The organism is Anaplasma phagocytophilum (assembly GCF_023476575.1).
GTDB classification, from domain to species: domain Bacteria; phylum Pseudomonadota; class Alphaproteobacteria; order Rickettsiales; family Anaplasmataceae; genus Anaplasma; species Anaplasma phagocytophilum_A.
The window spans coordinates 1-14,534 of record NZ_JAHLEX010000019.1 but is presented as its reverse complement, the minus strand read 5'-3'; the positions used below and the strand labels follow the sequence as shown (position 1 = coordinate 14,534).

At 38.6% G+C, this 14,534-nt stretch carries 13 protein-coding genes and 1 tRNA gene; 5 read left to right on the top strand and 9 right to left on the bottom strand.

The window, feature by feature from the left end; translation table 11 throughout:
- Positions 1 to 226: hypothetical protein (locus KPX09_RS01815; protein WP_249548691.1), on the top strand; the 226-nt coding region annotated here is incomplete at its 5' end.
- Between the two features lie 43 nt (positions 227 to 269).
- Here the strand turns inward: KPX09_RS01815 and ubiG are convergent.
- From ubiG to KPX09_RS01800, 3 genes are all read right to left on the bottom strand, one after another.
- Positions 270 to 980, bottom strand: coding sequence for a bifunctional 2-polyprenyl-6-hydroxyphenol methylase/3-demethylubiquinol 3-O-methyltransferase UbiG (ubiG, locus tag KPX09_RS01810; RefSeq protein WP_249548690.1), 711 nt, complete (start codon positions 978 to 980; stop codon positions 270 to 272).
- 55 nt (positions 981 to 1,035) lie between these two features.
- On the bottom strand, positions 1,036 to 2,580 hold the full coding sequence (locus KPX09_RS01805; protein WP_249548689.1) for a lysine--tRNA ligase: 1,545 nt from the start codon (positions 2,578 to 2,580) through the stop codon (positions 1,036 to 1,038).
- Positions 2,581 to 2,905: 325 nt separating this feature from the next.
- Positions 2,906 to 4,801 (bottom strand): SurA N-terminal domain-containing protein, encoded by a 1,896-nt coding sequence (locus tag KPX09_RS01800; RefSeq protein WP_249548688.1) that lies wholly within the window; start codon positions 4,799 to 4,801, stop codon positions 2,906 to 2,908.
- Positions 4,802 to 6,194: 1,393 nt separating this feature from the next.
- Between KPX09_RS01800 and KPX09_RS01795 the strand changes: the two genes are divergently transcribed.
- Complete coding sequence (locus KPX09_RS01795) at positions 6,195 to 6,356, top strand: hypothetical protein (RefSeq protein WP_249548687.1); 162 nt, start codon at positions 6,195 to 6,197, stop codon at positions 6,354 to 6,356.
- A 526-nt stretch (positions 6,357 to 6,882) separates the two neighbouring features.
- Here KPX09_RS01795 and tsaB read toward each other — a convergent pair.
- The 4 genes from tsaB to KPX09_RS01775 form a co-directional block, all read right to left on the bottom strand.
- Positions 6,883 to 7,461 (bottom strand): tRNA (adenosine(37)-N6)-threonylcarbamoyltransferase complex dimerization subunit type 1 TsaB, encoded by a 579-nt coding sequence (gene tsaB, locus KPX09_RS01790; protein ID WP_249548692.1) that lies wholly within the window; start codon positions 7,459 to 7,461, stop codon positions 6,883 to 6,885.
- 26 nt (positions 7,462 to 7,487) lie between these two features.
- On the bottom strand, positions 7,488 to 8,672 hold the full coding sequence (locus tag KPX09_RS01785) for a cation:dicarboxylate symporter family transporter (RefSeq protein ID WP_249548686.1): 1,185 nt from the start codon (positions 8,670 to 8,672) through the stop codon (positions 7,488 to 7,490).
- A 166-nt stretch (positions 8,673 to 8,838) separates the two neighbouring features.
- Positions 8,839 to 10,038, bottom strand: coding sequence for a cation:dicarboxylate symporter family transporter (locus KPX09_RS01780; RefSeq protein ID WP_249548685.1), 1,200 nt, complete (start codon positions 10,036 to 10,038; stop codon positions 8,839 to 8,841).
- Between the two features lie 42 nt (positions 10,039 to 10,080).
- Positions 10,081 to 10,154 (bottom strand) — tRNA-Arg (locus KPX09_RS01775).
- 453 nt (positions 10,155 to 10,607) lie between these two features.
- Between KPX09_RS01775 and mreC the strand changes: the two genes are divergently transcribed.
- Positions 10,608 to 11,426: a rod shape-determining protein MreC gene (gene mreC, locus KPX09_RS01770; RefSeq protein WP_249548684.1), complete on the top strand. Its 819-nt coding sequence runs from the start codon at positions 10,608 to 10,610 to the stop codon at positions 11,424 to 11,426.
- On the opposite strand, the gene KPX09_RS01765 is transcribed toward mreC, so the two are convergent.
- Positions 11,382 to 12,005, bottom strand: coding sequence for a hypothetical protein (locus tag KPX09_RS01765; protein WP_249548683.1), 624 nt, complete (start codon positions 12,003 to 12,005; stop codon positions 11,382 to 11,384). The two genes, mreC and KPX09_RS01765, sit on opposite strands and share 45 nt — an antisense overlap.
- 348 nt (positions 12,006 to 12,353) lie before the next feature.
- On the opposite strand from KPX09_RS01765, the gene KPX09_RS01760 reads away from it, so the two are divergent.
- Entirely contained in the window at positions 12,354 to 12,506 is a 153-nt protein-coding gene (locus tag KPX09_RS01760; protein WP_249548682.1) for a hypothetical protein, read from the top strand.
- Positions 12,507 to 13,195: 689 nt separating this feature from the next.
- Here KPX09_RS01760 and rpiB read toward each other — a convergent pair.
- Positions 13,196 to 13,669: a ribose 5-phosphate isomerase B gene (gene rpiB, locus KPX09_RS01755; RefSeq protein ID WP_249548681.1), complete on the bottom strand. Its 474-nt coding sequence runs from the start codon at positions 13,667 to 13,669 to the stop codon at positions 13,196 to 13,198.
- 258 nt (positions 13,670 to 13,927) lie between these two features.
- Between rpiB and KPX09_RS01750 the strand changes: the two genes are divergently transcribed.
- The gene (locus tag KPX09_RS01750) at positions 13,928 to 14,161 is read left to right on the top strand and encodes a hypothetical protein (RefSeq protein WP_249548680.1); all 234 of its coding nucleotides are present in this window, start codon (positions 13,928 to 13,930) and stop codon (positions 14,159 to 14,161) included.
- Positions 14,162 to 14,534: the final 373 nt, after the last annotated feature.

Genomic DNA, 14,534 nt, shown 5'->3' with positions numbered 1-14,534 from the left:
TACTATATCCTGCTTACTCGCTAAGATGTCTTCACAGCTGGAGGGGGTATACCATTCTATGATAGGGTTGTACAGCTATGGAAATTTCCCATTTCAACATCGATACGAGGTTTATAAAAGGAAAAAGCAAGATAGTGAGAGCTATGGCAAGTATGAGGAAAACTACGTGCACAGTTTTATGCCTGTGCAAGGGAGTAAGGCTATATGGTATAGTAGTGCATTCTGAAATACACACTATGTATAAATATCATACAAACCTTTTAAGGATATTATTGCTCTTTTTGAGCGGCTAATATGTAATTTACACTTATGTCCCTATCATCTAAGACCCAATCGTTCTGCAGTATTTTGTAGGTAATGCCTTTTATATCTTGGACAAGCACTCCGCTTTTTAATAGTGTGTCGTAAATCTCAGAAGGCTTGACAAATTTCTTCCACTGGTGAGTGCCAGGGGGTACCATACGGAGTATATATTCCGCAGCTATCTTACCAAGTAACATGGATTTGATAGTTCTGTTTAGTGTAGAAATGAAAATCATACCCCCGGGTTTCAGTAACTTACAGGAGCTAGATAAAAATTCAGTCAAATCAGGGATATGCTCCACAACTTCCATTAAGGTTATAATATCGTAAGAAGAACACTCTGAAGAGTGTACAAAAGACTCTACATCCGTAAAACGGTATTCTATATCTAAGCCTTCAATAGCAGCATGCTGTTTAGCAGCTTCTATTCCTTCTCTACATGGGTCTATTCCAGTGACACTAAAGCCAAGCCTTACCATGGCTTCGCAAATAAGCCCACCACCACAACCGATATCTAAAAGCCTATTACCTGGGTTAGTAGCCTTCTGTAAATTTTCAAGAATATACTTAACACGCAAAGGATTTATCCTGTGCAAAGATGAAAAAGACTCTCCATCCCACCATTCCGAAGCCAAATTTGAGAACTTTACCAGCTCTGATTCGTCAACATTACTCACAAAAAAACAACCCAAAAATAGATGCTACAACACTCATATTATGCTGTGACTCCTCCTATTTAGTGACAGAAACATTACGCTTTATTAATTTCACCGTGTTCTCAATACCATATAATTTTACAAAAGACCCAAATCTAGGTCCATCACTTCGTCCAAGCAACACTTCGTACAGCATCTTAAACCACATGCGTAGATCACTAGGCTGCAAATACTTCTTTCCAACCTCAAATACTTCATTTTGTATTTCATCAGGTGATTTACTATCATCCATGCAAGAAAGAGTATTTGCCAGATCAAGTAACATATGACTCTCTTCGACAGTAGGTGTTTTATATGATCTGGAAGGCATAACAAATGCTCTACAATATGCAACAGAGAACTTTAATAACCTCCTTAATAGAGTATTATCCTCTAAGTCAATTCCGTTCCTATATATTTTTATAAGTTGCTCCAACATTGCAACATCGCTTGCATTACACGCTGATGCTATGTTGATGAGGAGACAAAAAGTTAAACCATATAGCTCTATTTTAGGAACCTTACCGTTATGTATATGCCATACAGGATTGTGAGTACAGGGAGCACCATTGTATTTTTGTAACAATGACAAATAATCATCTACAAATTTTGGCACGACTTCAGAACACAAGCGCTTAGCTCTTTTAGGGTTTTGAAACATATATAGGGCTAGGCTCTCATACGGCGCGCAGGTGAGCCACTCTTCTACAGAGAAACCGTTGCCTTTAGATTTGGAAATTTTCTTCCCTTCTTTATCAAGAAAAAGTTCATATGGAAACAGAATAGGCGGCCTTCTACCAAGGAGTTTGCAGATTTCTGCGGACGGTTTAGCAGAAGGAGTTAGGTCTTTGCCATGAGATTCATAATGCACACCAAAAGCGGCCCAACGCATTCCCCAATCAGCTTTCCACTGTAATTTACAATGCCCCCCGGTTACTTTTACTTCTATCAAATCACCGTCTTCATTTTCATAAAAAATTGTTCCCTTTTCTACGTCTGTTTTGACTATAGGCACTTGCAGCACTCTAGACGTTTTTTCACATATCGGCAGAAACGGACTATAAGTTTTTTGACGCTCTTCACCAAGCGTTGGCAATAGTATGCTTACGGCTTTATCATAATTTCTTAGTAGCCGTAGCAATACATCATCATATCTACCGGATCTATAGCACTCTGTGGCACTAATAAATTCGTATTCAAACCCAAATCTGTCTAAAAAGGCACAGAAGGTGCTGTTCATATGATGGCCATAGCTTAAGTAGGTGCCGAACGGATCAGGTATCGAGGTCAGTAACTGTCCCAGATGTTCCTCTAGCATTTCACGGTTCGGTACGTTATCAGGAACTTTCCGTAACCCATCCATATCATCAGAAAATGCTAAAATCCTTGTTTTAGTTTTAGGAGAGATCTCACGCAGTGCATTAGCTACATATACTGTTCTTTGTACTTCACCAAAAGTTCCTATATGAGGCAATCCGGACGGACCATACCCTGTAGCAAGTATTATTTCCTCGCGATCGCCAAATTCCTTTAAAATTTTTTCAGCTTCTATAAACGGCCAAGATACTACTTCTCCCTTCATATTACTTGCTCCACACCAGCATTCAAATATTCATCATTCCTATAAGTACAACTCACTTCATTACAACGCACCCACCACTAAGAAAATACCTGTAATTTAATCATCCAGCAATATACGCTTACTAGCAGAGACAGTTAATCATTGTTTTGTGCACATTATCTTACGATACGCTTCTTTGTATCAGAGAGCAAAACCTTCATTGACAATATCATATCCATACGTAACGGAGCACATACAGTACACATATAACGCACACACAAGATATCCGAAATCCACTAACGCGCTTCACCTTAAAAACAAAATAGTTTCTCAGGAAAGCACGTAATTACGCTTTCTCTAGCAAACTATTTTCGATCGTCACTCCGTATTTTTTCATCAAATGACCTAAGAGCTGCTCCCTTATAGATAGGATGCCACTACTGACAAAATGTGCCTTGTAGCTTTCTAGATCCTCTTCACTTATTTCAGCATCTTTTATTTCTTTAAGCAGAGCAATGTATACCGTCTCAGATTCAGAATCTATAACTTCTTCCGTTACTCTACCAATGTTAATAGCGAATATTTCGTCGACCAAGCGTTCAGGATACTTGCTATCATTGCCGTTAGAGCCATCTGACTTTTTTACCGTGACATTCTTCTTTAAAGAAACTCCATTTTCAACGGACAATTCAGTGCCATTTTGTAGCTTTGAGCGCAACTCTAAAGCAAATTCACGTATTTTCTTCATACGTAGTGCACTTTTCCATTTTTCAGTAAGAATAGATCTGCTTTCTTCAAGTGTTCTTGGCCTTGGAGGCACTACTTCAGTAACGAGAACGCCGAAATAAGCATCACCACTGCTAACCAGATGAGACGGTTTTCCTACGGCTGACGAAAATGCCAAAGTAGTAAAGGCATTCATACCAAGTTGCGATGGAAAGTCTTTCACTAAGTTGCCAGACTGATCTAGCCCACGCATATCAAAATTCGTCAAAACACCACTGACCAGAACACCAAACATATCCTTCAGTTCATTCAGCGATGCTCCCCGACTGATCATATCGTTTGCTTTTTTCACATTGCTAACTAGCAACTCACCTGCCTTCTGCTTTTTAATATTTGAAGATATCTTCTCTTTTAGCTTTTCCAGGTTTTCCTTAGTGATTTCATGCTTCCTCATTACCTTCATGATATGCCAGCCAACAACGCTACGGAACATTTCACTGACTTCCCCCTCGCTAAGTGAAAACACCACATTTCGCACATCTACCGGGAGAACATCCTTAGAGATATTATTTAGTGCAATATCCTCTATAGTGTAGCCAGCATCACTAACTAATTCCTCGAAAGACTTACCACCCTCTCGATAGGCTTTGTAAGCCAGCTCAGCTTCATTTTTGTTTGTAAATACTAAATTTAGAACATCTCTTTGATCATGTAGCTCACTGTTTTTAATCTCAATATCTACCTCTTGATCCGAAACGATAACATCAGTAAGCAAGTCGTCTTCAGTCATGATTATATAATCAGCACTGCGATATTCAGGGAAATTTAGAGAATCCTTGTACTGCTCCTCAAACAATTTTTGCAATTCATCATCAGATATATCGCTTCCTGAAATGTCTACGGCATCAGAAGATATTTCCAGTATGTCTGCCACACGATGCTGCAGCAACCCCAACATAACACCTTTTGCTAATGCATCATAATAAGGAATATGTAACTCTCCTCTATTAGGGAATAAACACTCCATTAGAATAGTAGAGGGTAAAGCATTGCGAATCTTATTCACATAGGACGACTCAGTCATTCCGCTGTCAGCCAGTACGGATTCATATCTCTCCTGATCGAAGACACCATTGGAATCCTGAAATATTCTTATATTTTTGATCAGACTCCGCAAGCTCTTTGAGCCAACACGTATGCCCACGTCACGAGCAAACTTTTCTACGAGCATATCAGCTATCATGTTTTTAAGGACAACTTCCTTAATACCAAACTGATTAATTTGAGCATCTGACAACTTATATTGTAATACCTTCTCCAGTTCTGCCAACTCGTTGCGGTACATTATACGGTAATCCCGCAATGGCAGACATTTATTACCCAACATTGCAACGCACTGTCCGTTGCCAGAATTAGACAACTTACCCATTGGTATCATGCTTCCAAAAGTGACAAAAGCCACGGCACCTAAAACCGTTGCCATGACCACCAAAACATAAATCTTCCTTGATCGCATAACAGAACGTCCATAGCTGGTCAGATTCCCGAAGGAATATAGTAATCAGAAAAAATCTGCAAGACTTTTTCTGATTGTTTATGCGCAATATCCTGAATTTTGCATAGTAGCCATTACGTAATGTATGGATAGACTCGTATTAATTTGTTCCGATGGGATATATGAAGTTCCAAAAGCTATAGAACTTTGCTGTGCTATGAAAAGCTTAAGAGTGCTTACCCATATACATCCGTATTAATGAATTCATACATGCTACTACTTATGCAGAATTCTACATAAGTATGCTCCAAAAATACTGCGGACAACAGGAGTAAATGCGTGCCTAGTTGCTTATCTAATCCATGAGTAATGGGCTTGAAGGCGTCTTCTTACATATCTTCTATTAGTTTTGTTCCTCACGTTCTCAATAATATTTAGACAGAAGCATAACGTGTAACATTCTTAAAAGCATCATATGGTGTAAGTAAGTTTTTTCGGCATAGGTGGTAGCAATATGACATGCTACACTTGAATCTTTAAACTGTATATTTCTTAAATGCTGTACCGTAATATTCAATGTGCTACAAAATTCCATATCTTCGAGAATTCATAATAATACTTGCCACGGTACTACGAAGGGACACATCAATTTTCTAAAAGCTTTTCTGAGATACTGAAAGCTCCCGGTCATTAAAACAGGAAATATATTGCACATGGCAGGAAGGGCAGCTCCAAACCGTCGAGAACTTAGGCATACCTTTAAGGGATCAAATAACAGTATTTCTTTAACACTGCGAGCTAAAATTCTTTATATGCTTACAAGAGTAAGCCACGCTTACCTGGCAGATGGAGACAATTTTCGGCAGCAAAAAATACACCACACACATTTGTTGATAGGTAATAATACCGCACAGACATCATTTACCGAAGCCCTGCTAATACAAAAAATATGCCAAACATCATCTTAACCTGCAGTGTAGAAAAACATCGTATTCACAAGACATACGCTTCTGAGTATCCCACAAGGCATATACTGCTAATTTGGCGAAAAGGTATTTCCTACATCCCTTGGTATATATGTAAGTTTCCTATGGAGAGACTGAGCAATTTATTTTTATTCTAATCCAAGCAAAAAGATATAGCATATGTATTATAGTGCATTCTACTAGTCTCAAAATATTTTATGCTTAAAACTTAATGTTTTACATTTATAGATATTTTCCAAAACGTTTGTATTTTAGTTTGTAGTACATATCTCTGCAGAGATATTTGAAAGAAAGGTCATGTTTACTTGAGTGAAATCTTTCCTAATTCCCTCAATAAAACCTTTAAACACGGGTATATAGAGTATTTTTAGAAGTCGGAGAGAAAAAGGCTACAAGTGACTTTTTGAAGATAGAAATGTTAGGTGTAGGTGCGGCTAGATCGTTGTTTTCTAGATCAAGGTGACTCTGTAGTAGGATTGCTAAAGCCATCTAAAGAAGATGCGGTACCTTTTAATCAAGGTGGAACTGCTAGTTCAATACGTGATGATGCTAATAGACTGGAGTCACAATACAACGGTATCTTCGTGTGAAGATTTTCACGCTAAAACGTGCTCTGTAGAATGAATCGCCAGAGGTAGAGGTCAGTTGGATGTGTAAAAGGTACGTCAGACCTGACAGAGTCTCAGTGAGTGTATTCTCTCAGAAGCTTAATGTTATATTCTTGGTTTTCACTGCTGATCTCACAAGTAAACTATTTGAATAAGGTCATGCACCGTCTTTTGCAGAAAATTCTAACTCATCAGTGTCTCTCTAAATTACGCTTCTAACGCTAAAGGTTCTTTATCGTAGCAGCAATCTGTAGACTGAAGAGTTTATTGTTAATGACTACTTTTAGTTGTTGTCACAGGAAATTGTGGACTCTACTTAATACACAGTATAATCACAATGCGTAGATGTGGTGCATGTTACTAAAGCTGCCTTAGGTAAGCTCTATATCACCTTACGGTACAGGTGCTCGTCAAAATATCACTTATTCCCATATGAGCTTACGCACAAAAGTGCGACACTGATATCTAACCCGATTTATACTATCAGTCTTAAATTACCATGGAAACTCTAGTGGTAAAAACGCGAATAAATGGGGGCAAGTGCGGTTTTAGGAAGTCGATTTGATAGTTTATAAATAAGGTACAACCCAATAGACTTGGTATTCAAAGCCATAGCAGGGGATCCCTTCAATATTTTGCCTTTAGGCACTTCATTTAGAGGCACTAAATGTACATCCGTTAGGGGGATGAGCGAGTTATTGAACATTTGATAATAGACAAAATCGGCTTTTGTCGATTCTATCACAGCAATTATATCTTCTTTAGTTCCTTTAGAAGCACACAAAATTGAATATGCTTGTAGTTCAAGAAGACTTATCCCATGAACAGCAACACTAGAAGCAATCTCAAAACCCTGTGCTGTCGCCAAAGATACTCTTAACCCAGTAAAGCTGCCAGGGCCTATTATTACTGCAACGTCAGTCAAATTTTTGTAGGATATTCCTCCTTCAGAAAGCACCGTATCTATGAGAGGAAATAATGATTCAGCGTGATTATTTGTCTTAACGCTTTTCCTTTCATAGAACTCATTATTACCAGGGTTAAAAAGCGCAACAACACATTCAGCTCCGCAAGTATTTAAAATCATTATCTTCACAATGGTACCTTGCTAAACTATCCATTTTTAACGAACAATCTATATACTCGCACAAATAACATCGCAAACGCCCCATTTCCAAGCACATTTATAGAAGTTATTGCAGGGTCAAAAACTACATATAGCGTTGTTATAAGGGATAACATTGTTGGTGAAAAATTTAGGTATTGCTCGATAATCGGTAGCATAACTATGATCCCGCCACCGGGTATCGCCACAACGGCAAATTTCGCCAGAAGAAAATATAGCAAAAATGCAAGATAGCTTGAAGTTGTAATACATCCTACACCATTGAATGTTGCGGAGATTACTAAGGCCATAACTATAATAAAAAAACAATCACCAACTAGGTGTACATTGAGAGCAGTAGGAACTGCGATGTCTGCAATATCACCGTCCTGCGAATCTTTTTTCACAGCTTTCAGTATTATGGGCATGGTTATCAAGCTAGACATTGTAGTAAACGCGAATAGAGATGCTGGTAGCATAGCCTTAAATTTTCTGAGTCCTTGTTTTATTGAAAAACCCGCAGCCACAAAGTATAAAAAAGATATATATAACAAAGCAGAGCAGAATAGTAATAAGGCTACGTTCGCGTTGCTTACTAGTATATCGAGTAGGTTGTCACTCTGCATTTTAAATACAAGACCTACTATGAATACAGGCAATATGGGAGCAAACCCTTTTTCCAAAGCAAAAACGCTTGCACTGGCCATCATATTGGATAACTTCTCAGACTTTTTTCCTAGCATCTTGGGAAGGAGCATGCCAGATAAGAAGCCAAGGATCACAGCATTCAGACTACTTATATGGCGGGGTAAGCTGAAGCTGTAATATGGAAGAAGCTCAACGGAGGGCTTAGCATCATCAAAGCATGTCAAATTTCCTGAGACCGAGCCTCTTGCAATCTTTCCAACAACATGTGCAACGGAGACAGAAGCAGAATTTGACAAGAGAACCATGCCTAACAACAGAAAAACCACCTTTATAGCGTTATATCCCTGCAATTTTGATACAGACTGAAAAACAATGCTAAAAACGATAAATGGTAACAGAAATACCATGACTTCCTTTATGGTGAGGCTGATAGCATAAGAAAAGGATCTTATAGTATAGGGAACGAAATCTGCAAAACAAAACGCCAAAATAACAGCAATGAGCAGAAGAGAGAATTTTACCGCGTGTGAGTTGCTAATTTTCATACAAGAAGACCTTTACCTCAAAACGATACACCATAAAGCACGCATACTACCTTTAATGCACTAAGCGCCAAAGTAAATAGTTAAAATGAGTATGTAAAGATTATCTAATGCAACACGAACACTTAATACACATTAATCTATCAATAAGATCTATTGAGATAACACACTAGCCTTTGGATTTATGCTTCGGTGATGTAGAGCCTCCAAACAACAATTTATTTGCCTTGATGAACAGGATAGAGAACGCTCCATTTCCTAAGATATTTAATACAGTGATTATAGGATCGAGCAGTATGTACACGGTTGTAGAAAGCGATAACATTACGGGTGTAAAGTGAAGATATTTCTCCATTACGGGAAACATCAGCAATAAACCTGTCCCCGCTACAGCAGCTTCAGCAAACTTCATAATTACAACGTAGAAGAGAAAAAGCAGATAATCCGAAGTGCTCATCATATCCATCGTTCCAAAAGCTGATGCCATGAGCGATAAAAGAACAACCGTGAAGAAACAGTCTCCAAGCAAGTGAATGTTCACCGACCCAGGTACAGCAATATCGGCGAGGTTTGAATTGTTAGTACTCTTCTTTACAGCAGCAAGAGTTATAGGCATAGTCAATAGACTGGACATGGTAGTAAAACCAGTCAGTGCAGCAGGTAACATGTTCTTCAATACCTCAGCAGTTTTACTCAAGGATCCACCATTACCTATGAAGTATAATAGGATTGTATACGCTAAAGCGGGAATACAGATGTACAGTATAGCGACGTAATTATTGGCGAGGGTATCCAAAGCCCCATCGCTTCTTATCTTAAATGTGAATCCTATTATGAATACCGGAATTACAGGAGAAAAGACCTTTTCCAATATAAAAACGCTTATACTATAGAGCTTTTCGGATACTTTAAGAGCAATATCGCCAAAAATCCTTTGCAGTATAACTGCAGACATAAACCCTAAGGCCAGAGCTTTTGCGCAACTCATTATCGACGGGAGTGTAAAAACGGGATAAGCCGGTAAAAGTGTTTCAGCACTGCTATTAGAGCTATGTATTATTTCTTTATCTAGTATATCAAGGACCTGTACACTTAAAAAGTGAGATATACCCACTGACAAGGTATTGGACAGCAACACCATAGAAAACAACAAAAATGTAACTTTTACAGCGCTGCTACCGCGCAACCGGCTCGTAGAATGAAATATGATACTGAAGACCACAAATGGCAATAGAAATACCAGGCACTCCTTCACATATAAACTAACGGTGTAAAAGAGAGATTGGATCTTATAAGGCACCATATCACCTAAGAGAAAGGCTGATGCAACAAGCAAGAAAAGGAACAGAAATCGCAGTGAATGACTCATAACTTCTTAAATAAACGACAGTGTATCCCTCAGCCTAGAAGATGCGCCCTGAGCGACTCGAACGCCCGACCTTCTGATCCGTAGTCAAATGCTCTATCCAACTGAGCTAAGGGCGCTTAAAAGCAATCGGTAGGTTATATGTTAATCCGACTCATGTAAACAAAATTTTTGATAAAACGCAATGTTAAAAATCCAGATGCTTAGCAATTCATTAATCACAACATAGAAGAGAGCATGAGATATGCAATAAACATTTTAGCGAAAAAATGCATTATAAGATCCTCAAAATCTCTGAATATTTTCTAATGATCAGAATATGCCTTCAACTTGATAATTTAGTGCATAATAAAAACTCTTAGAGGGGAGAGATCTTTACTCCGTTTTCTCTATGCATATAGGGAAAAATTTTGTATGCTCTGAAGTCGCTTTGGTAGATTTGCTTTCAGGACTTTTGTTGCCATTGAGGCGCAAGTGGGTTTTATTGTGTAAATAGTTTTTTTCCATAGCAAGATTTTTGATAATATCTTTACCAAATTTCTGATGTACTTTCATAATGGTAAAATGGGACAATGGTAAGATACGTACGTATAAAGCCAACATCTGGTGTATCTTATTATCTTAGAAGGGGACTTTTTAAGGTAATGCAGCACAGGGTATGTGTATTAGTCATAGCAGGAGTACTGCTTTATTGTTATGGACGGTGGTTTTCTGGAGATGAAAGCAGCTTTTTCTGGAGAATGCGTACCCATGTTGTAGATAGATGTGTTGCAGCAACTGAAGTAATAAAGTCTCCTATACCCGCTGCTTTATGTTCTCAGTATTGTACGGCAATTCAAGATGCTATGGGAGTTGCGTCTTGTTTTGTGCGTACAGAAATGTTAGCTGAGGAAAATGAAAATTTGAGGCGATTATTAAACTTTTTGTCTGATTATGGGGGCCTATCTTATATTACTACACGCGTAATACATGCATATGATGGTATTTCGAGAAAAATTTTTCTTCCTTTAGGCACTAGAGACGGTATTAGAAATCAGCAGGCTGTTGTAAACAGTAAAGGTTTAGTAGGAAAGATAGTAGATGTAAGTGAGCGTAGTTCCAGAGTTTTGCTTGTGACCGATAAGGGTTTTGATGCTCAGGTTTTTATTGTAGAAAATGGGATAAGTGCGTTGCTATCTGGCTCTGGAACAGGTGCCGTTTTTACGAATGTTTCCTCATATGATAGGGAAATAAAGGTAGGCTCGATTGTGATAACCGTCGCAGGTATCGGGGGTTTCCCTTATGGGATATATGTAGGTGATGTACTAAAGTCCAACAGAGTAGCAGCGGCAGTTAATGTAGAAGAACTAGATATAGTTAGCGTTATTAGCCTGCGAGATAACAATGCGTAGGTGAAATGCGCGATGGATAGATGTTACGAATTTAGTAGTGAAAGGCTGCAAAAGCAGGAGAGATGAGAAGGGAAGAGAGGGTTTTTTCGTAGGTTTGTGTCTAGATTGTAAATCCTTTAGGATGCCCTTAACAAGGAGGTTGCTGCAAAACATTATGGGAAAAAGAAGCATAAGCAGGAATTTGATAAGCATCTTCAAAAAGGACATAGCAGCGGTTCTCTTTTTCCCTTTAGGTACCCGCCCAAATCTGGCAGCGTCCTTCTCATTTGAAGATTTGGTTTGTCCCGCCCTCTGAACAGGATCCATGCCATGAGCTATAGTAACCTTGCGCATTCGTTTGATTACTGCCAAAACTCCGTGTTGCTGCTCCGTTAACCTAAGGACAAAACTTGTCTTAGTAGGCTTTTTAAAAGCTGTGTTACAGCGGTATTGCTGAGCATTATACTTCTTTTTTTTGATTTTCTCACTTTCCGTATAAGAAAAACCCATACTGCCCTTAAAAGACGTGCTTTTCTTCTTAAAAGTCCTGTACTGCTCTAGATACCCAAGGAATTGCTTTTTTACTCTCTTACGCTGCATTGCTAAACGTAATACCTGCTTGTGCAGAGAGACGGAGCTGCTGTGCATTGTAGGGATATCTGATGGATAATCGCTTGTCGTATTCTAAGCAGGATATGTGAATACTAAGTTAATTCTATTAAGAACTTAATATTATTAATTACGATCTAAACCAAGATCATACTCTCTAATTTTTCCAGCAATATTTGAGAATTTTGTTGTGTATGAGTGTAGAGCTTATTTCTAGTACATGCGTTTTGTAGGTAGTTTTTGTGATTATGGGGAAGGATATATACGGAAGTTTTCCCTAATAATGGAAGAGTTGTTCAAGCACATTTTATTGTTCAGCTTGTATTGTACTTTTAACGTTTGGGCACTAAAACCAGAGATTATGATGACCTAAATATTTTGAAGGAAAATATGGGAGAGATAAACTCCTGGTTCAGTAAGGTTGTGGACATATGGATATACAACAAGCTTGTTGGGTACGGTATTCAGAGTATGGCAAAGAGAATGTTGTGATATTACGAAGGCTAAAATCATGGGAAATGCCATGGAAAGATCAGTGTAGTACTCAGAGAATAAGCAATCTATATACTGTAAGAGAATGGCTGTAATTGAATGTGTAGAATAGATATTTATGGAATATAGTGGGTATATGTAACGGGACGCACTTTCTCCTGTATGATAGTACTCATACAAAGAATGTAATTTACTTCTTTTAAAATTCCTTTGTAGTAAATAGCGGTGATATCTCAGAGATCAGGATAGCAATACTCAATCGTTCTCTAAAAGGGGAAATCAAGCTGTTGACGCATACATCCATGCATTATCTTCTAATAAAGGAAAATTACTTCTTTTTAACGTAATAATTTTAAGATATCGAGCTGAGTAGCTGAGTAGCTGAGTAGCTGAGTAGCTGAGTAGCTGAGTAGCTGAGTAGCTGAGTAGCTGAGTAGCTGAGCTTTTTTCTTCTTTTCGAACGCTAGAGTTGGAGCGGATTTATATCCCAAGGTAAAATCTAGCCATATTCGGTAGAGATGCAGAAGCAGAGCCGAAATATGTGATTTAATGCCATATTTTTGGCAGAGCAACTCCATAGGGACAGAATGTCTGATGTAAAAGGAAAGAGGCGTGATATGCAACAGCATGTAGACCTCGATTAATACACGAAAGATCTTCTAATAATGCAGTTTTTTCATACGTATTATTCACTTAAGTTTCTGTACTCTTATAGCATGTCTTCCCCCTAAGAACGCCGTTGTCATGAACGTATATAATACGGACTGTGCAGTATCAGGCTCTATGTAACGAGAGCCAAAACACAGAACGTTCGCATCATTGTGTTCTCTGGAAAGCTTTGCAAGCATGGTAGAAGAACAAAGAGCTGCTCTAATATTTTTATGACGGTTGGCAGCTATACTCATGCCTATACCTGTTCCGCATATCAAAACTCCAAAACTCGTATCTGATACTTCTCTGACAACATCACATACGTAATCTGGGTAGTCTACGGAATGCTCTTTAGAATCGCAACCACAGTCAAAAACTTCGCAACCTAAGTCTCTTAGATATGCACTAAGAAACAATCTGAGTTCTACGCCAGCATGATCAGAAGAGAGAAAAACCCTTTTTACCACTAACACTTTATTATCTATTGATAATATAACCTTACTGAAAAACATATATTACAACTCCTGATGGAGCGTTCAAATAATATAAAGCCAAAATAGCTTATAGACCATACTTTATTTATTTTACATCCTATATTTTTTGTTTACAGCTGGTCTCCAAAAGTGTATTACTGACGCGAGGCACTCGCTTTGCTAGTGCAATAAGAGGTGTATAAGTGGATACGGCTTCCTGTTGTTTACGAGGTAGATAGTCGTAGTGTTCGCCTTGGTTTTTAGCTTATCGTAGGTTAGTTTTACTAGGATGGTACTATGGATAGGGGTGATGCCGACTCTGTAATAGAGTCTACTTTGAGCCGTTTGGATGTTACAAAAACGTATGCTGAGTCTTTCAGGCATGATGTTGCGAAAGCATTCCAGTCTGGTGCTATAAGCGAGAAGCAGTACCAGCGTATGAACGGGTATATAGAGAGTTTTTTGGGTAGGATCTCTGTGTATGAGGATGTTTTTGAGCGTATAAGGGGTGCTCGCCTTTTGGCAAAGTAGTCCGATGTGCGCTCTATACGAGCGGGGAGGGGAGTTGATGAGAGACTCTTCTCCCGCTCCTGTGCGGTAATCCATTTTAGATTAACGCCCAAGAAATAGAAGGTGGATTGATACGTCAATAGCCTGGTTTCCCCTTTTAGAGTATGGTCGTCGCTTGGCTTTGTTTTGGAGGCTGTTAGGGACGTAGAATGTCTCTAATAGTAGGTTTCTAATGTTTTTTTTCGGCATATTACCCACTATGAAGTAGAGGTTTAGCCCATTGCTGATGGCGTTTGCGGCATAGGCTATTTTCAAGTGTGGCAGTTACGCCAATAGATGCTCCTATGTTTTTAGCGGACGACTCGTACAGGTAGTTCTTCTATACATTATCGTA

Bases quoted from the DNA above. Each gene is read 5' to 3' on its own strand.
- KPX09_RS01805 (WP_249548689.1), bottom strand. From the start codon at position 2,580: ATGAAGGGAGAAGTAGTATCTTGGCCGTTTATAGAAGCTGAAAAAATT.
- KPX09_RS01800 (WP_249548688.1), bottom strand. From the start codon at position 4,801: ATGCGATCAAGGAAGATTTATGTTTTGGTGGTCATGGCAACGGTTTTA.
- tsaB (WP_249548692.1), bottom strand. From the start codon at position 7,461: ATGATTTTAAATACTTGCGGAGCTGAATGTGTTGTTGCGCTTTTTAAC.
- KPX09_RS01785 (WP_249548686.1), bottom strand. From the start codon at position 8,672: ATGAAAATTAGCAACTCACACGCGGTAAAATTCTCTCTTCTGCTCATT.
- KPX09_RS01780 (WP_249548685.1), bottom strand. From the start codon at position 10,038: ATGAGTCATTCACTGCGATTTCTGTTCCTTTTCTTGCTTGTTGCATCA.
- mreC (WP_249548684.1), top strand. From the start codon at position 10,608: ATGGTAAGATACGTACGTATAAAGCCAACATCTGGTGTATCTTATTAT.
- KPX09_RS01765 (WP_249548683.1), bottom strand. From the start codon at position 12,005: ATGCAGCGTAAGAGAGTAAAAAAGCAATTCCTTGGGTATCTAGAGCAG.
- rpiB (WP_249548681.1), bottom strand. From the start codon at position 13,669: ATGTTTTTCAGTAAGGTTATATTATCAATAGATAATAAAGTGTTAGTG.
- KPX09_RS01750 (WP_249548680.1), top strand. From the start codon at position 13,928: ATGGATAGGGGTGATGCCGACTCTGTAATAGAGTCTACTTTGAGCCGT.